This window comes from Bradyrhizobium sp. AZCC 1577 (genome assembly GCF_036924575.1).
Taxonomy (GTDB): domain Bacteria; phylum Pseudomonadota; class Alphaproteobacteria; order Rhizobiales; family Xanthobacteraceae; genus Bradyrhizobium.
The window spans coordinates 4,592,785-4,609,122 of sequence record NZ_JAZHRQ010000001.1 but is presented as its reverse complement, the minus strand read 5'-3'; the positions used below and the strand labels follow the sequence as shown (position 1 = coordinate 4,609,122).

The following is a 16,338-nucleotide window of genomic DNA, read 5'->3' as shown; positions in this document are numbered from 1 at the left end:
CGAGTTTCGGCCTCGCAAACCCAGAGCCGTCGCCATCCACCTGTTCAAGCGCCATGCATTGTCCTTAACCGGTTGCATGACAACGGCACTGGTGCCGCCTGGAAATGTGGTGGGAATTCGCGCGGCGGAGTCGCCACATCGCCACTACCACCAATCCGATCGAGCGACTGCACGAGGAGTTTCACGCGGCGGATCGAGGCGCAGACGGTTCTGCCATCGGCCGACACCGCCGCCTGCATCACATCAGGCGACACCCAGCTAAATCGCTTGATCGGGAACGAACCCCCAGCGCACCTCGAGTGTTGTCCTTGGCATCGGGATAACACTCCTGAAGGGAACTTTGTTCCGAAGTTCAAATCAGGTCTCCTAAGGCGATAGTAATGGCGATCCTTGTCACCGGAGGTGCCCGGATACATTGAAAGCCACATGGCGAATGCAGTCCTTCGCACCGTAGATGCGGCAATGCCGCGACCGCAACTAGTCCGCGCGAACTGTTGTGTTAATGGACGAGTTCAGATGCAGCCAACAAGAGAGCGCCAGACCCGTAGAGCTGGGTGTCTGTGATCTGAACGGCGTCCGGCTTGTCGCCGATCTGCTGCACGCGGCCGAGCCGGCCGTTAACCGTCGCCGATGCCAGAGCCCGCCAACCTCGTTCAATCACAGGACTAAACCGCTTTGCGTCGAGAAGTCCCATCCGCACCCCGGCGGCCAGGCCGTAGGTCAGGAGACCAGTGCAACTGGATTCTGGGGTGCCTACATCGGGCGGAGCGAGCAGCGACGTGGACCAGAAGCCATCCGGGCGCTGGAGGCTCGCTACCCGATCGGCGATCTCGACGAACAGGTTGACGTATTTCTCGTGCAGCGGGTCGCCGGAGCGCAGCTCGCGTAGGATATTGACAAGCCCAGCGAGCACCCAGCCGTTACCACGGCCCCACAATATCTTTTCGCCATGCGCACCAGTTTTCCCGATGAAGCGGCTATCGCGGTAGAACAGGTGCTCTTCGCTATCAAACAGGAAGTCTTTCGTGGCCCAGAATTCCTTGTCGGCATAGTCTCGGAAGCGCTGGTCCTTTTTGATGCGTGCAATGCCGAACCATGTCGCCGGCCCCATGAAGATGGCGTCGGACCAACACCATCGCTGTAGGCACTTCGCATTGTCGAATTCGAGCGGAACCAGCGGTGGGTGCTGCAAGATATACTCTAGCCGCTGCACTGTCGGCTCGATCATGCGTTCATCGCCGAAATGATCGTAGGCGGCTATGTAGACCTGCCCGATGGCGTGATCGTCGGCAAAGTAGATCGGGGGCGCCCAGTCGCTGTTGCCGATCTGCCAACCGGTGCGTTCTCCAAGCTCTCGGATCGCGTCGAAGTGTTTCATCTGACCTGGTGTGGCGGCCCATCTTGCGAGACCGATATAGAAGGCGGCACGCGTCCAATCAGTTTCAGGCGCCTGGGGTACTTCATGGAAGTGCGACATCTGCCAGCTCGCGACTTGCTGAGCCGTACTGCGTATGATTTCCGGCGCAAGTGAAGCGGTGAGCAGGATGGCCGCCAGTGCAATTGCTTTCATGCTTCTGTCCCTACACTGAACGAAAATGGCCCGCCAGCGTGACCGGCGGCAGCTTGGATCCGAGCATGGGCAAAGGAACGGTATTCACGGCGCCAATTTAACCCATGCAATCAAGACAGCGAGGAGCCGCCATGATGATCCGCTTTGCTTGCTTAGGGGCCTTCTTTGCAGCTTTTGCTCTTGCCGAACCAGCTTTGGCCGCGGGCAGATGTGGAGTCGGGTGCAGCAGCACGTCTGAAGGGGCCGGTGTCCGCGATGGATGGCAGCAAGGTTTGCCGGTCCGGAACGTGTGCCCGGCCACATCCCAGCCATCTCCGCCTTGCGGCCCATATTACCGATGGAGTCGGCAATCCATGATGTGCATACCGCGTTGAATCGACCGGTTAGCGGCCCCGGCAATACGCAACGCACCGGGGCCGCCGCACAGAGGCCCCCCGGCGGGGGCTTTGGGAGCATTGCCGGGGGGAACGTTCAAAATAGTCCGCCATCGGACCGTCGTCTGTACGGCCGCCGACAAAGAACACGCCCGCCAGCCTGAACCGGAAGGCTCTGCGCACGACGTTGCCGGACGACATGCGCAGAGCCATGCCACGCCAGGGCACTCCCCAAAAGGGCACTCCCCAAAATGGCTTATTCAGGCTGATTTCGATTCTTGGCAGAATTGGGCGCGATGCAGCGCCCGCAGAAAATTACCTTTGGAGAGATGCGCGAATCCGGCGTCTTCGGTGCCGTCGTGTTCTGCGGCGGTTATCACGGTAGCCATTCGACTGTCCTCGACGCCGATCGCCAGCGGAATCAAGTGCGGCTGTCAGGTCGTGCGGCAAGCGGAGCTCGGATGGGCGCCGCTATTTGAGAAAGCACGATGTGCCTGAAACCGGGTTCCTTCTTTGGACCGCTTTAAGAATTCAGTGCTACAAAGGCTGTATTTCAAAGTGGGTTATTGCGATGGTGGAAACTCGGATTGCTCCACGTGTTCGCGTGATGAAGCCTGCCAAGATCGATTACGGCGGCGACAAGTATCCTTGCATCGTTCGTGACATATCCAGCACGGGCGCGGCGCTAGACTTTTCCGAGCTGATCCGCATTCCCAATGAGTTCACATTGATCTTGCCGGATGACAAGCTAAAGCTGCCTTGTCGCGTTGTGTGGCGCAAGGAGTACAGACTTGGCGTGGTCTTCGACCTGTAGCTCTATGCAGCCGTTTGGCGCCCGATGTCCGGCTGCGCTACCCTCGCCGGCGTTGGCTTGCCGCCCGAAATAGTTATGACGCTCTTCGCTTTCGGGCTAGCAATTCGAAGCGGACAAGAATAGCCGTGCAAGCGGCCAGCGCGGTCAAAGCCATCAAGAGAACCGTCGTGAGCATGGCAAATCTCCAGCCCGATGATTCGCAATTTCTTAAACTCTGAACTATCTCAACCGAATCCTTAAGAAAAAGTTAACGCCCCGGATTCTATGGGGCCGTTGCTCAGCTCGGGCATCCGGACTGAGCCTGCCCGGGAGCACCTCTAATGCGGACACCCTCCCGGCGGTCGTCTTGTTTCTGGCAAGCTCCTTGCTCTCTGCACAGCATTACCAAGTGTCGCTGCCAGCGATGTGCCATTGCGGAGCAAACAAATGAACCAGCCCCAATTCGAGACAGCGGATCTACGACATCTTGTTCGCGCTCAGGCCAAGGGACAGGCCATGGCAGAGCGCAAGCGGCTCGCAACGGACGACGCGCGGAGGCGGAGGCGTCAACAGACCGAAGCAATGCTAATCGATATCAAGAACGCCCTCCGCTTGCTTGATCAAAGCATTGAGGCTGAACTACAGAAAAGTCCGACGAGAGATCCTCATCACTTTGCATTTCCGATGACGGTGAGAGCTTTGACCACGCGCCGTGAAAATCTTAAATCGACTATTGCGCTGCTTTTGCTTGAGCTCACCTAGAGCGACCGCGGACGCGCAATAGTATGACCAAACAGCACACCGCGGGGGGGCCGCCGCCCTCCCCTTTGCCATTTAGCCCCGCTGTTCCTCGCCAAACGTCAAATTCGAAGATTGCTCGACCGCTGCCTGAAACAAACGGCTGCATACCTTGTTATTAACGAAAACAGGGAACGCCACCGTGCAATTCTTTTTCAACCTCATCTGGAACCGGTCACGCGACAGGCTCCTCGCTGCAATGGATAGGCGGGAGGCCGAACAATGATCGAGCTCTCAGCGATCCTCGCCCTGATTAGCATCGGGATCTTCGCCGCCCACGCGCTGGATGCCTACCGCACCGACTAGCGCGCGAGCGGAGAAACAAGACGTCGTCAGGCGCCGCGGCAACGTTTGTTGAACGTCTGCTGCCCTTATCGATGTCCTGTCCGATGGAGGTCCGCGGCCGCCGGACCGGTGAGTTCCGAGCGCGGCTTTAGCCAAACCAGTCGGGCGCGACGCCTCCGCTACGGCCGGCGCAACTGCGCGAGAGCCTCGACGACCACCGATACCAGCGACGCCATGGTGTACGGCTTCGGCAGCCATCCGAGCGGGGCGTAGGGCTCGGCGCGCCCGCGCGTGTACACATCGTCGTGAGCGGTCGCAAAGATGCACCGAATGGCGAAGTCCTGATAGAGTTGTCGTGCGGCGTCGATACCGTCGCGGGTGCTGGCCAGGCGAATATCCATCACGGCAAGCGTCGGTTGGGCCTCGCTGGCGAGCGCGACGGCTTCCTCGGCGGTCGTGGCCGGACCGACAACTTCAAAGCCGGCAGCCGTCAGCGCAACTTCGGTCTGCAAGGCGATCAGGAAATCATCCTCGACGACAAGAACCCTGGGCGGGCCCTGCGTGTCTTCTAAGCGCTGGGTCTGTTCGGCAGGTGGTAACAAGTTCCGATCCGGTTCGGATGGCAACGCAAAATGACCCGCGCTTTGCGGATGCCTCATCGGTCACCGCTTTAGATTTTAGCGGCGGGGAAATCCAGGCACGCCCGCGATGGATTTTTCGTGATGTGAAGCGTTCCATGGAGCTGGCGTGCGAGGCCGAGTACGAGCCGGAGCCCGGACGAGGTCTTGCGCACTGCCTCCAGGTCGAACCCCTCGCCGTCGTCCTCGACACAGAGCGCCAGCCGTTCGTCCTGTCTGGTCAGGCTGACGCGAACGGCCTGCCTCGCATAGTCCCTGATGCCGTGCTTCACGGCGTTTGTCAGCAGTTCGTTCAATATCAATGCCAGCGGCATCGCTATGTCGTTGGAAAGCGCGCCGCGCGCCGCGCCACACTCAATTCGTGCATCCAGCGGCAGCAACTGCCGAATGGTTTGACAAACCGCCGGCAGAAATTCCTCCGCAGCGAAGCAGGTGGCATCGCTTCGGCCGTACAGCACACGCTGCGCCGCAGCCATGGCCGCGATCCGTGCGCTAGCTTCTTTCAGGACTTTGCGTGCCTCCTCGCTGGGTGCGGTCCTCGCCGCGGAGAAAAGCAGCGACTGCAGCATCTGCATGTTGTTCTTGGTGCGATGATTGAGTTCATCGAGCAAAAGCCGTTGCTGGGTTTCCGCTTGCCGTCGCTCGCTGATATCAACCAGCATGTTGATGGCGCCGGTGATCTGGCCGGAAGTGTCCCGCAGCGGCGTCGGGAACGGAATGAACGGCACCCGCGTCCCGTCCGGCCGTTCTGCAACTGCTTCGGCGCCGCGCACGGCGCGTCCTTCCTTCAGCGCAACCGCCATCGGGCACTCGTCGTGCGGAAGCGGCGTGCCGTCGGGGTTGAACAGCTTCCATGTGACACACCATTCGTCGCTGCCGAGCGCCGGCGTCCGCCCCGAGAACTCGACTGCGGCCGGATTGAAATAGGTAATTTTCCCTTGCGCGTCGGTCGTGTAGACCGCAGCGGGAATCGCCCCGAGCAATTCCGAAAGACGCTGCTCGCTCTCCCGCAGCTTGCGTTCGGCTTGCTTGCGATCGGTGATGTCGCGGGCGATCTTCGACGCGCCGACGATAGTTCCGGCGCGGTCGCGCACGGGCGAGACGGTCAGCGAGATGTCCACAAGGCTCCCGTCCTTCCGCCGGCGAACCGTTTCGTAATGGTGGATGCGCTCGCCTCGCCGTATGCGCGCGAGGATCCCGGGCTCCTCGTTTTCGCGTCCTGGCGGAAAAAGAATCGTCACGGGCTCGCCGAGGACCTCGCCGGCGGTATAGCCGAACAGCCGCTCGGCGCCCGAATTCCAAGTCCTGATGATCCCGTCGAGATCCTTGCTGATGATCGCGTCGTCGGAGGATTCCACGATCGACGCGAGTTGCTGCGCACGGTCTTCGGCGGCGCACCGCGCCTGTTCGGCTTGCTTGCGGGCGCTGATGTCATGCTGAGCGCGCACCGCGTAGAGGAAATTTCCCGACGCATCGCAAACGCTTGAGGATGTGACCTCCGCCCAGACGTATGACCCGTCCTTGCGCGCGAGACGCGTTTCGACGGTGTAGCGATCGATTTCGCCCGCGATCTGTCGTCTGAACTGCGCGAGATCCTGCGCGACGTCCTGTGGCGAGGTCTCGTCAAAGATGGAACGGCCGAGCAAGTCGGCCGCTTCTCGTCCCACCAGATCGCAGGCCTTCTGGTTGACGCGCAGCATCCGTCCAGCCTCATCGATCTCGACGATGCCGAAGCCGACATATTCGTAGGCGACAGCCAGCCGGTCTTCGTGCGCCGGCCGCCATTCATCGCGAGGCAGATGAGGCACGTCCAGGAAGGCGGACCGGCCTGGCTGGGAGAAAGTCTTGGCCGTCCGTCGCTGGATGTTCATTCCCGCCATCCCTGCCGAAGGGCAATATTGCGTTGCACGATACTCGGAGTCGGCACATGGAGGGACCAGCACGCACGACCACTGAGCGCTTGACGTTGGACAAATCCGGCAAGAGAAAATTTGTTCCTAGCTGTGGCCGGGCACGGAAATGTCAGTCTTCCGGCGCGCTTCGCTTCCCGCAGGATGGATCGCAATTTGATTGCTAGCACCCGCGGCAGATCCCGGTGAACCTACTCACCTCCGGCCGCCCCCGTGGCCGAACCGGCGCCTTACGCGGGGCCTTGCGCGCACTGATGATCCGCTGCGAGGCGCTTGGATATGGCGGCGTTACGACACGTGCGCGCGGCGCTTCGACTGAGCCGTAGGAGACGGCCGGCGGCGGGGGGTTGGGGCGGAGCGGTGGCACGTTCGCGGCATTGCCGATGCCGCTGGGATCGGAGAGCGCCCTGGGGTTGGCCGGTCCGAACGGCACGCCCGATATCGGCGAATTGCCGGCGCCAGCCGAGCCGGCGGGCGGCGTCAGTTGTGCGAATGCCTTTACGGGAACGGTCAGGCTGAGCGCCACGAAGAGAACAAGCGCCGGATTGCGGGACATCTAGGTCTCTCCAGGAGGCTCCCACTCAACGAACATATAGGGCGCGCGTTCCTCAGCTTCCAGGCGAGCCCATTTTCGTGCCGCCCGTCCTGTTACGGAGTAGGCGTCGGCGGGAGAATCAGTCCTAATCAAGGCGCGATCACGTTTTGAGATTCCGGCGGCATGAACCAGCCCGAAGTGCTCGATTCCGATATCCGCGCCCTGCAGCAATGGCTGCGCGCTGCCTGGCAGCAGCTTGGCGATCCCACCCTCACCACCTTCGCCCGGCGCGAGCTTCGCAACCAGATGAAGCAGTGCAGCGCCGACTTGCGGGCGTGCCTGCAAAGGGTGGCTGATGAACAACAGCCCGAGCCGGTCCGATCACCGGCCTCGCCCTATTCCAGGCCAGACCTGCGAATCCTGTCATGGTGACGGAACAGGATTAGGCCCCGCCGGTCCGCCTCTGCTGTTCCGGCCCGCCTGTTGATAACCCGCGCCCCTGTTGGCGAGCATCGAAACAGGCCGGCATCGTGTGCTATCGGCATACCGGCCTGATTAACGACGGACAGAACATATGCGGATTACCCTGGTCGGTTCCCGCCATTTTGGCGTGACAACATTCAATACCCTACGCCAACATGGGGTCGATATCGTTCGCGTCGTCGTTCACGACGGCGAGGACCGGCTTGCCGCCGCGGCGCGGGCCGCCAGGGTTGACGTCGTGGTGCAGGCCGATCCGAAGCGCGTGATCGCTTCGGAAATCGCACCAGCAACCGACCTGATCGTCACTGCACACAGCCATGCCCGCGTCACCAGGGAGGCACTGGCCACAGCCAAACTCGGCGGCATTGGCTATCACCCCTCGCTGCTGCCCCGGCATCGCGGCATCGCCGCAGTCGAATGGACCATCAAGGAAGGCGATCCGATCACTGGCGGTACCATCTACCATCTCGCTGATCGGATGGATGCCGGTGCGATCGCCGCGCAGGAATGGGTGTTCGTCAAAAAAGGGGAAACCGCCCGAGAGCTCTGGGAGCGCGCGCTGGCGCCGCTCGGCCAGAAACTGTTGGCCGATGTCATTTACCACGCCAAAGCCCACGGCAGCCTGCCGGCCACGCCCCAGGATGAGGAATTTGCCACCAAGGCACCGAGCCTGACCGACGCCAAGCAGTAACCTCTACCATCATACCGCAAATCCCCGCAATTTGCCGCAATCACGACGAAACTGCGAATTTTTCCGTTCCTCCGCCGGAACCAGATTCACCTTGATGTGTTTGAGATCGCGGGAACTTTCCACAGTGCTGCGGCGCACCCAAGTTTGAACACATTGTGACCAGATAAGGTGTGCCATCACACACATTTCGGGGACTTGACCCATGCGCTCCAACCGCATTCACAACCTGTTGTTTGTTTCGTTGCTTGCTTCCGCCGCCACCTTTGCCAGCGCTCCCGCCTCCGCCCAGAACCCCTACGACGGTCTTTGGCAGGTCACCGTTGTCACAAAAACGGGCAATTGCGATGCGCAGACTACGTCGACCGTGAATGTCACCGGCGGCAAGATTTCGGGCGGTCCGGTTTCCGGCAGCGTCGGCAGCGGGGGACTTGTACGAGTCTCGATCAATGGTGCATATGCGAACGGTCAACTCAGTGGCAACTCCGGATCGGGGAAATGGAATGGGGCTTCAGCGGGTGTCGCATGTAGCGGTCGATGGGAAGCGTCCCGTCAGTAAGGCAAGCCAGACCTTTGAATCTTCTGCCAAAGCGCGGCGGCTGACATTCGCAGCCGTCGCTTTTTTTATGACGGCCTTTGCCACCACCACTACGAGCCACGCCCAGTCCAGCACGTTCGCCGGCATGGCCGGCACATGGTCCGGTCCCGGCACAGTGACGCTGGATGACGGTTCAAGTGAGCGGATCCGCTGCCGGTCCACCTACAAGGTGATCGGGGCCAGCATGGAAATGGCCCTCACCTGCGCCAGCGACGCCTACAGGTTCAACCTGCAAGCGGCGGTGGTCTCAGCCGGAGGCGAAGTCAGTGGCACCTGGAGCGAAACCAGCCGGAACATCGGCGGCACCATCCAGGGCCGCGGGGCTGGCGGCAGTTTCCAGGTGATCGCCCAGGCGGCCGGATTCGCCGCCAACATCTCGCTGAAGACCTCCGGCAACAAGCAGCAGATCGCCCTGAGGGCCGACAGCGTGTTCCGCGCTGCCAATATCTCGCTGTCGAAGTAGACCAATCCCGCCCTAAACCGTCATCGCCCGCGAAAAGCCTTCGCGGGCGATCCAGTATTCCAGAGACGTCACGGCTTGAAGGGATGGGCCGCGGCGTACTGGATCGCCCGCCTTCGCGCCTTCGCGGGCGACGACAAGTGTGGATCTCGTTCAACCCTTAGCTCGTCTTCGGCTTCTCGAGTTTCGCCGCGGTCTCCTTGATCGTCTTGGCGATCAGCAAGGCCTGCTGCTTGTTGAACGCAAAATCCTGCACGCCGCGGTGCGTGGTCAACGACAGCACCATGATGTCGGGCTGGTGCTCGGGCCAGCCGGTTGCGAAGGCGGTCACGAAATCTGCAGAGGTCGATCGAGTAGTGGTCATTGGCTCACGGTATCCTTTTGTCTTTGCCGGCGCGCCTGATGAAACGGACAGCGCCCGTCCGGTGGTTGTGATGTCCGGTTACGCCTTGGGCACGAAGGCGGTGACTTCGATTTCGACCTTGGCCCTGACATCGACCAACCCGTCGATGTAGAGCAGCGTCGACGGCGGGAAATTGCGCCCGAGTGTTTCCTTCCAGGCCGCACCGATGCCGGGACCTGCGGCCTCGTATTCGCTGCGGCTGGTCAGGTACCAGGTCAAGCGAACGATGTGCTCGGGGCCGGCGCCTGCTTCGCCAAGCAGCTTGACGATGCGCTTGAGTGCCGTGCCTACCTGCGCGGCCATGTCGGGGGCATAATCGCCCTTCTCGTCGCCGCCGGTCTGGCCGGCCAACACGATCCATTTGCCTGAAGCGTCGACCTCGACACCATGCGAGAAGCCGCGGGGTTTCGACCATTCGGCCGGTTGCAAGATGCGCATGCGTAAGTCCTCCCTGAGGCCGCCGCTCTTAGCACTGAACCGGCAGCCGCTCCCACAGTGAAATTGCGAAGGCGTGCATCGCTGCCCCCACGCATTTGCGCGTTGCAAATTGTGGCCCGCTCGCCGATACCGGCCTGCCCTCAACAATCTCCCCGCGAATGGACCGCACACAATCCAAAACCCTGGCCGCGCTGTGGATGGCCGGCTGGCTGACCCTGATGCTGATCATCGCGATCGCCGGACGCGAGGCGGCGCGCGAGATCAACGTGTTCCAGCTCATGGAGATGCGTTCGATCCTCGGCTTTCTGATGCTGTACCCTCTGATCCGCGCCAGTGGCGGATTTGCCATGATGAAGACGGCGCGGTTGCCGCAGCACGTTGCGCGCAACCTCATTCACTACGGCGCGCAGCTCGGCTGGTTCTTTGCGCTCACGCTGATCCCGATCGGTCAGGTGGTGGCGATCGAATTCACCATGCCGATCTGGACCGCGATCCTGGCCGCTACGTTTCTGGGCGAGCGCATGACACCCTGGAAGATTACGGCGATCGTGCTCGGCCTCATCGGCGTCGTGGTCATCGTTCGCCCCGCTGCCAGCGAGATCAATCCGGGGCAGTTAATCGCCCTGGCGGCCGCGGTCGGATTCGGCGTTTCGGTAGCGATGGTGAAGTCGCTTACCCGGACCGAGCAGACGCTCTCGATCATGTTCTGGATGCTGGTGATACAGTCCGCGGCTGGTCTTCTACCCGCACTCTACGTCTGGACGTGGCCGCCAGCCCATCTCTGGGGCTGGGTGGTGGTGATCGCGTTTTGCGGCACGTTTTCCCACTACTGCATGGCGCGTGCGATGCTGCACGCGGATGCCACCGTGGTGATCCCGATGGATTTTCTGCGGGTTCCGTTGAGCGCCGCCGCGGGCTGGCTGATCTATTCGGAACGGCTGGATGCATTCACCGTGCTCGGCGCGGCGCTGATCCTCACCGGCAATCTGTTGAACCTGAGACCGAATCCTTCGCCTGCGCGCGTGCAAGGCTGAAGTTTATTTCCCGGGCTGTGATCTAGATCACGCTACGGCGCGTGTCGCGACGGTAACGGATGGCTCCGGATTTGGCCGTTCGGCTGCTTTTTTGTGGTGCGAAGCGGGCGATATTTGTAATGTCCAGCCAGCGTTACAGCCAAAGCCTTTGTTGATTCTGCAGGGGGATTTCATATGCGTTACCCAACGCTCATTTTGTCCGTCATATGCATGGTCTTTGCGGCCGGAACCGCTCAAGCCGAAAAGCGCGTCGCTTTCGTCGTCGGCAACGGCACCTACAAGAACGTTGCTCCGCTTCCGAATCCTTCCGTTGACGCAAAGGCGATGGCCGCCGCGCTGCGCAATGTCGGATTCGAGGTGGTCGAAGGGTCCAACCTCACGCGCGACAAGATGACCGAACGTCTGCTCGACTTCGGGAAGAAGGCGCAAGGCGCCGACGTCGCGCTGTTCTTCTATGCCGGCCATGGCATTGCCATCTCCGGCACCAACTATCTGTTGCCGATCGACGCCGACATCAAATCCGAAATGGACGTCAAGCTTGGCGCCGCGATCAATATCGACCTCACCCTCGAGCAGACCATGGGCGATGCCAAGGTCAAGCTGGTGTTCCTCGACGCTTGCCGCGACAACCCGTTCGCAGCCAAGATCAAGTCGAACTCCGCCACCCGCAGCGTCAACGTGCAGACCGGTCTCGCCGAAATGAAGTCCGGCGAAGGCACGCTGATCGCGTTTGCGACCGGCCCGGGCCAGACTGCGCTCGATGGCCAGGAAGGCGGCAACAGCCCGTTCACGCGCGCCCTGCTCGCCAACCTCACCCAGCCCGGCGTCGAGATCCAGCAAGCGATGACCAAGGTCCGCGCCCAGGTCAACGAAGAGACCAACAAGGGTCAGCTCCCTTGGGGTCACACCAACCTGATCGGCGCGGTCTACCTGAACGGCGCGCCCGCGCCCGGCGCCGTGGCGGCTGCAGCGCCGGCGTCGGGTCCAAAGCCGGGCTCTGACGTCGAACTGGAGTTCTGGCGCTCGATCAAGGATTCCAACAAGCCGGAAGAGTTCAACGCGTATCTGACCAACTATCCTAACGGTCAGTTCCGGTCACTGGCGCTGTCGCGGATTGCGTCGCTGGAGAGCGGTGCAAAGGATGCAACCCGCAACTTGAGCACCGGCATCGATCCCGCGACCTTCAAGGAAGAAGCAAGCCAGACCACCGAGGACCAGATCGGCCTCGATAAAGGCCAGCGCCGCGACGTGCAGCGCCGCCTCAACGGGCTCGGTTTCGATACCAAGGTCACCGGCCAGTTCGACGCCCCGACCCGCGCCGTGATCACGCGCTGGCAAGCGGCGCGCGGCTATCCGAAGAGCGGCTACCTCAACAAGCTGCAGCACAAGGCGCTGCTGACGGAGATCGTGGCGGCCGCACCGACCGCGAGTTCCGATGAGGAGCGTCCCGCCCCCAAGCGCCGCGCCCCCAGCACCGTTCAGGCGCAGCCTCAACCGCACCAGCCCCCTCCGCAGCGTCAGTACAGCGCTCCTGCTCCCGGCCCCGATCCGGCCGGTGCCGGCCGCTTCATCGGCGGCGTCGTCGGCGGCATGCTGCGCTAACGGCAAACAGATCCACAAAAGGCCCGGGGATGATCCCGGGCCTTTTATTTTGCGCTTCGCTATGCCTGCAATCACATCGGTAAGAGTCGAATGGCAACTATGAGCACCCTGATCCTGACGCCGGACGACTCGGGTGCGGGATGCCTCGCTGCGTCTGGAATTGCCGACCGTGTGATCGGATTTTCGTACAGGCTCGTCACTGGGCCGGTCCCGGCCGTTTCGGAACCCGAGGCTTTCTTTGCCGAGCGGGCGAGGCTTGGTGGCGCCGCGATCCAGCGCTGGGACACAGACGGCCCAGACCGGCTCTGCGATGAATGGCGCGACATGATCCGCGTCATGAGCGACTTCGACCGCGTCGAGATTTGGGCTGACCATGATCCCAATTCTCAACTTCAGCTTGTCCAACTGCTTGATTGGCTCAGGGCCTATCCGAGCCTCATTCCGAAGTTGTCGCTAAGAAGTCCTGATTTTTTGATCCGCAGCCAAATACCGGAAAGCGTCTCGGCACTTCGACTGCGGGCCGAGAATATCTCCGATATCCAGTTGCAGACCGCGAGGGTCGCATTGCAGGCTTTTCAACATCCTAGCCCCGAGGCGTGGTTCGCCCTGCTGCGCGAAGATCTCCAGGCCCTGCCTCATCTGCGGCCCACGGTCGACCAGTTGTTGGAGGAATTGCCAGCTACCGACACGGCGCTCACGGCTGCAGAAACGAGACTGCTCGAAATCATCTCAACCGGTCCCATCGCGCCGATGCGCGCCATCGCTGAGTATTGCCGCGATAATCCCGTAAGCGTTCTCGATTACTGGGAAGTCGGGACGAGGCTCCACGGGCTCGCCCATTGCGAAACACCCGCAATTGTGGGCCTCGACGAGGATGGTCCTTTCAACCTGGCCCTGCACGACGATTGCGAGCGCTTCGAGCGCTACAAAGGGAGCAGGCTATCGTTGTCGGAACTCGGACGAACACTGTTGAAGCGACAGGCGGATTTTGCCCAGCACTGCACAATCGATCGGTGGTGGGGAGGCACGAGATTGACCAACGATCGACTTTGGCGCTGGGACAACGCCAATCGTGCTCTGGTTCCTTCCGTTTAGTCCCGCAAACAGTCCTGGCGGACGGGCTGGCATCGTCCGCCCAGGGTCAAGACCGAAAAGGCTCGCATCGAGCAAAATATTTCCGCCTAGCCCGCAAGATCCGACATCCGAGCTTACGTACACGCCCCAAAATCAGTGCAGACAGTGGCGTTCCTACTTGCCCGCAGCCTTTCGCAGCGCCTCGTTGATGCGATCCTGCCAACCCGGACCACCCTCCTGAAACCATTCCAGCACGTCCTGATCGATCCGCAGCGTGATCTGCTCGCGCACGCCGGGAACGGTGGCTTGTTTGGCGGGTGCCTGCGCCACCTTCGCGGTCGCGCGCTTGAACGCGGCCTCGGCTTCGGTGCGCGCATCGTTCAGGGTTCTCGGCCGCCGCGGCTGGTCCGCCATCGCTAAATTCCTTCAAACAAGGCCGTCGACAAATATCGTTCGGAGAATGACGGCACGACAGCCAGAATGGTCTTGCCGTCGCTCTCGGGACGCTTGCCGATCGCAAGCGCCGCCGCGATCGCAGCGCCCGAGGAGATGCCGCCTGGAATGCCCTCCATGCGCGCCAGCGCGCGCGACATCTCGATCGCCGCCGGGCCGTTGACCCTGACGATCTCGTCGATCACGGAACGATCCAGAATGTCCGGAATGAAGCCGGCGCCGATGCCCTGGATCTTGTGCGGCGTATGTTGCCCGCCGCCCAGTACCGGACTCTCCTCTGGCTCGACGGCAACGATCCGCAAGCTCGGCTTGCGGGGTTTAAGCACCTGTCCGACGCCGGTGATGGTGCCGCCGGTGCCGACGCCGGCAACGAAGAAATCGATGTTGCCGCCGGTGTCGTTCCAGATCTCTTCCGCCGTGGTGCGGCGATGAATTTCGGGGTTGGCGAGGTTCTTGAACTGTTGCGGCATCACGGCGTTGGGCGTACTCCGCACCAGTTCCTCGGCGGTTGCGATCGAGCCCTTCATGCCCTGCGCGGCGGGCGTGAGGATGATCTCGGCGCCGAGGAACGCCAGCATCTTGCGCCGCTCGATCGACATCGATTCCGGCATCACAAGCTTCAGCCGGTAGCCGCGTGAAGCCGCGACGAACGCCAGCGCAATGCCGGTATTGCCCGAGGTCGGCTCGATCAGCACGGTGTCGGCGTTGATCACGCCCGCCTTTTCCATCGCGATCACCATCGCCGCGCCAATGCGGTCTTTGACGCTCGCGGCGGGATTGAAATATTCCAGCTTGGCCAGGATGGTTGCGCTAACGCCATGCGCCTCCGGCAATTTGCGCAGACGAACGATTGGCGTGTCACCGATCGCATCGACGATGGAGTCGAAGACCCGTCCCCGCCCCGGACGTTGCACTGCACTCGCGGCTGACGACGCATCCATCTCGACACTCCCAAAGCGATCATGTGCGGGAAAAAGCGCTCTCCTACTTAGGAGGCGGCCACGTCGATGCGCAAGCCGGAATTGCCGGAACGAACAATTCGCTGCATTGCAAAACAAGAACTTCGCTAAATATCGTGAAATCAACGCATTTGTGTTGCGACATCGTCAAAGATTTCTGCTTATACTTTGGTTGGGAGCTGGGCCTGAGGTTCAGATCGCACGGAGGTCACGATGCCAGCTATTGCTGAAATCCTGTCGACCCTAGCGTCCAGGCCCGATCCGCGTGGCTGTGATTTGCCGACCTGCCCCGTGTGTGCCGACACGATGGTGGCCGCGGAAGCCTCCGCCTACCTGCAGGACAACGTGATCAGCTATCTCTGGACCTGTGACACCTGCGGTTACGGCTTCGTGACCAAGCATTCGGTCAAGAGGTTCGCCTGTAATTGATTCAAGCTATCTCGGAGCTATGTCAGCGCGCGCCCATCCGGCGCGCGCTTGTTTTTGGAAAGTCTCGAACGTGCCGGCGGCGGCGATCGGTTCTGTGCGAAGTGCGACCATGCCGCATCGGCCCCGAAGCTTCTAGACGTTCCGCGGCCTCCGCCGAATTTCACTCGGAGGACGCTTGTAGACCTCCGCAAAGACCGCATTGAAGCGGCGCAGGCTGCGAAAGCCAGCCAGCGACGCAATCTCGGTCATCGGCAGTTTGGTATCATCTAAAAGTCGCTTCGCCCGCTGTACCCGTGCCGTCTTGGCAACCTGACCGGGGCTCGCGCCGAGATGCTTGTCGAACAATCGAGATAGATGCCGCGCCCCTACGCCAACGCGGGCCGCGAGCGCTTCAACAGTCGCCCGATCGAGTGCGCCCCTGGCGATCAGTCGCATCGCGCGTTCGACCGTCGCCAATGAGCCCTTCCATGCCGGAGAGAATGGCGCCGTCTCCGGCCGGCACCGCAGGCACGGCCGAAATCCGGCACGCTCCGCCGCCGCTGCAGATGGATAAAAGGACACGTTCTCCGCCTTCGCGGGGCGAACCGGACAGACCGGCCGGCAGTAAATGCGCGTTGTCCTGACACCTGAGAAGAACCGACCATCGAACCTTCGATCACGGCTGACGCGAGCCCGCTCGCAGGCTGCGACGTCCAGATTGCCAAGCTCCGTCCTTGCCGACGACGGAGTCCGTTTGCGGCGAGCCATTGCGCGCTCCTGATGCTACGTCGTCTCATCTTATGTTTCGGGAGAACGGAGACAATGGTCGCGGCGA

Annotated in this window: 19 protein-coding genes and 1 pseudogene; 10 read left to right on the top strand and 10 right to left on the bottom strand. The window is 61.6% G+C overall.

Annotation, left to right across the window (positions count from 1 at the left end; translation table 11 throughout):
- Window positions 1-499: 499 nt before the first annotated feature.
- Together V1278_RS21835 and V1278_RS21830 are read right to left on the bottom strand one after the other, a co-directional pair.
- The gene (locus tag V1278_RS21835) at window positions 500-1,570 is read right to left on the bottom strand and encodes a glycoside hydrolase family 88/105 protein (protein ID WP_334382156.1); all 1,071 of its coding nucleotides are present in this window, start codon (window positions 1,568-1,570) and stop codon (window positions 500-502) included.
- Between the two features lie 634 nt (window positions 1,571-2,204).
- Window positions 2,205-2,369: a hypothetical protein gene (locus V1278_RS21830; RefSeq protein WP_334362779.1), complete on the bottom strand. Its 165-nt coding sequence runs from the start codon at window positions 2,367-2,369 to the stop codon at window positions 2,205-2,207.
- 50 nt (window positions 2,370-2,419) lie between these two features.
- Here V1278_RS21830 and V1278_RS21825 point away from each other — a divergent pair, with 50 nt between their 5' ends.
- Both V1278_RS21825 and V1278_RS21820 read left to right on the top strand, forming a co-directional pair.
- Complete coding sequence (locus tag V1278_RS21825; RefSeq protein ID WP_334362780.1) at window positions 2,420-2,758, top strand: PilZ domain-containing protein; 339 nt, start codon at window positions 2,420-2,422, stop codon at window positions 2,756-2,758.
- A 426-nt stretch (window positions 2,759-3,184) separates the two neighbouring features.
- Window positions 3,185-3,499, top strand: coding sequence for a hypothetical protein (locus V1278_RS21820; RefSeq protein WP_334362781.1), 315 nt, complete (start codon window positions 3,185-3,187; stop codon window positions 3,497-3,499).
- Window positions 3,500-3,999: 500 nt separating this feature from the next.
- Here V1278_RS21820 and V1278_RS21815 read toward each other — a convergent pair whose 3' ends face one another.
- The 3 genes and pseudogenes from V1278_RS21815 to V1278_RS21805 all read right to left on the bottom strand — a co-directional run bounded on the left by V1278_RS21815 (window position 4,000) and on the right by V1278_RS21805 (window position 6,924).
- On the bottom strand, window positions 4,000-4,422 hold the full coding sequence (locus tag V1278_RS21815; RefSeq protein ID WP_334382155.1) for a response regulator: 423 nt from the start codon (window positions 4,420-4,422) through the stop codon (window positions 4,000-4,002).
- Between the two features lie 68 nt (window positions 4,423-4,490).
- Window positions 4,491-6,248 (bottom strand): annotated as a pseudogene (locus V1278_RS21810) (PAS domain S-box protein); the annotation flags it as partial.
- Window positions 6,249-6,531: 283 nt separating this feature from the next.
- Window positions 6,532-6,924 (bottom strand): hypothetical protein, encoded by a 393-nt coding sequence (locus tag V1278_RS21805; protein ID WP_334362784.1) that lies wholly within the window; start codon window positions 6,922-6,924, stop codon window positions 6,532-6,534.
- A gap of 162 nt (window positions 6,925-7,086) precedes the next feature.
- On the opposite strand from V1278_RS21805, the gene V1278_RS21800 reads away from it, so the two are divergent.
- From V1278_RS21800 to V1278_RS21785, 4 genes are all read left to right on the top strand, one after another.
- On the top strand, window positions 7,087-7,335 hold the full coding sequence (locus V1278_RS21800; RefSeq protein ID WP_334382153.1) for a hypothetical protein: 249 nt from the start codon (window positions 7,087-7,089) through the stop codon (window positions 7,333-7,335).
- A gap of 142 nt (window positions 7,336-7,477) precedes the next feature.
- The gene (locus V1278_RS21795; RefSeq protein ID WP_334382152.1) at window positions 7,478-8,077 is read left to right on the top strand and encodes a formyltransferase family protein; all 600 of its coding nucleotides are present in this window, start codon (window positions 7,478-7,480) and stop codon (window positions 8,075-8,077) included.
- Between the two features lie 202 nt (window positions 8,078-8,279).
- Window positions 8,280-8,633: a hypothetical protein gene (locus V1278_RS21790; protein ID WP_083754438.1), complete on the top strand. Its 354-nt coding sequence runs from the start codon at window positions 8,280-8,282 to the stop codon at window positions 8,631-8,633.
- 67 nt (window positions 8,634-8,700) lie between these two features.
- Window positions 8,701-9,135: a hypothetical protein gene (locus V1278_RS21785; RefSeq protein WP_334382151.1), complete on the top strand. Its 435-nt coding sequence runs from the start codon at window positions 8,701-8,703 to the stop codon at window positions 9,133-9,135.
- 157 nt (window positions 9,136-9,292) lie between these two features.
- Here the strand turns inward: V1278_RS21785 and V1278_RS21780 are convergent, their stop codons facing one another.
- Both V1278_RS21780 and V1278_RS21775 read right to left on the bottom strand, forming a co-directional pair.
- Window positions 9,293-9,496 carry a hypothetical protein gene (locus V1278_RS21780; protein WP_334382150.1) on the bottom strand — a complete coding sequence of 68 codons (204 nt, stop codon included), beginning with the start codon at window positions 9,494-9,496 and terminating at the stop codon, window positions 9,293-9,295.
- A gap of 78 nt (window positions 9,497-9,574) precedes the next feature.
- Window positions 9,575-9,973, bottom strand: coding sequence for a RidA family protein (locus V1278_RS21775; RefSeq protein WP_065729279.1), 399 nt, complete (start codon window positions 9,971-9,973; stop codon window positions 9,575-9,577).
- A 158-nt stretch (window positions 9,974-10,131) separates the two neighbouring features.
- Here V1278_RS21775 and V1278_RS21770 point away from each other — a divergent pair, with 158 nt between their 5' ends.
- The 3 genes from V1278_RS21770 (at window position 10,132) to V1278_RS21760 (ending at window position 13,704) form a co-directional block, all read left to right on the top strand.
- Window positions 10,132-11,007 (top strand): DMT family transporter, encoded by an 876-nt coding sequence (locus tag V1278_RS21770; RefSeq protein ID WP_334362789.1) that lies wholly within the window; start codon window positions 10,132-10,134, stop codon window positions 11,005-11,007.
- 174 nt (window positions 11,008-11,181) lie between these two features.
- On the top strand, window positions 11,182-12,609 hold the full coding sequence (locus tag V1278_RS21765; RefSeq protein WP_334362790.1) for a caspase family protein: 1,428 nt from the start codon (window positions 11,182-11,184) through the stop codon (window positions 12,607-12,609).
- Between the two features lie 99 nt (window positions 12,610-12,708).
- Window positions 12,709-13,704, top strand: a complete 996-nt coding sequence (locus tag V1278_RS21760) for a hypothetical protein (RefSeq protein ID WP_334382149.1) — start codon at window positions 12,709-12,711, stop codon at window positions 13,702-13,704.
- A gap of 153 nt (window positions 13,705-13,857) precedes the next feature.
- Here V1278_RS21760 and V1278_RS21755 read toward each other — a convergent pair whose 3' ends face one another.
- A complete protein-coding gene (locus tag V1278_RS21755) occupies window positions 13,858-14,097 on the bottom strand; it encodes a BrnA antitoxin family protein (protein ID WP_334382148.1) in 240 nt (79 codons plus the stop codon).
- A 2-nt stretch (window positions 14,098-14,099) separates the two neighbouring features.
- On the bottom strand, window positions 14,100-15,077 hold the full coding sequence (gene cysK / locus V1278_RS21750) for a cysteine synthase A (RefSeq protein ID WP_334382147.1): 978 nt from the start codon (window positions 15,075-15,077) through the stop codon (window positions 14,100-14,102).
- Window positions 15,078-15,308: 231 nt separating this feature from the next.
- Here cysK and V1278_RS21745 point away from each other — a divergent pair, with 231 nt between their 5' ends.
- Entirely contained in the window at window positions 15,309-15,524 is a 216-nt protein-coding gene (locus V1278_RS21745; RefSeq protein WP_057845369.1) for a hypothetical protein, read from the top strand.
- A gap of 132 nt (window positions 15,525-15,656) precedes the next feature.
- Here the strand turns inward: V1278_RS21745 and V1278_RS21740 are convergent, their stop codons facing one another.
- Window positions 15,657-16,271, bottom strand: coding sequence for a bifunctional transcriptional activator/DNA repair enzyme AdaA (locus tag V1278_RS21740; RefSeq protein ID WP_334382146.1), 615 nt, complete (start codon window positions 16,269-16,271; stop codon window positions 15,657-15,659).
- Window positions 16,272-16,338: the final 67 nt, after the last annotated feature.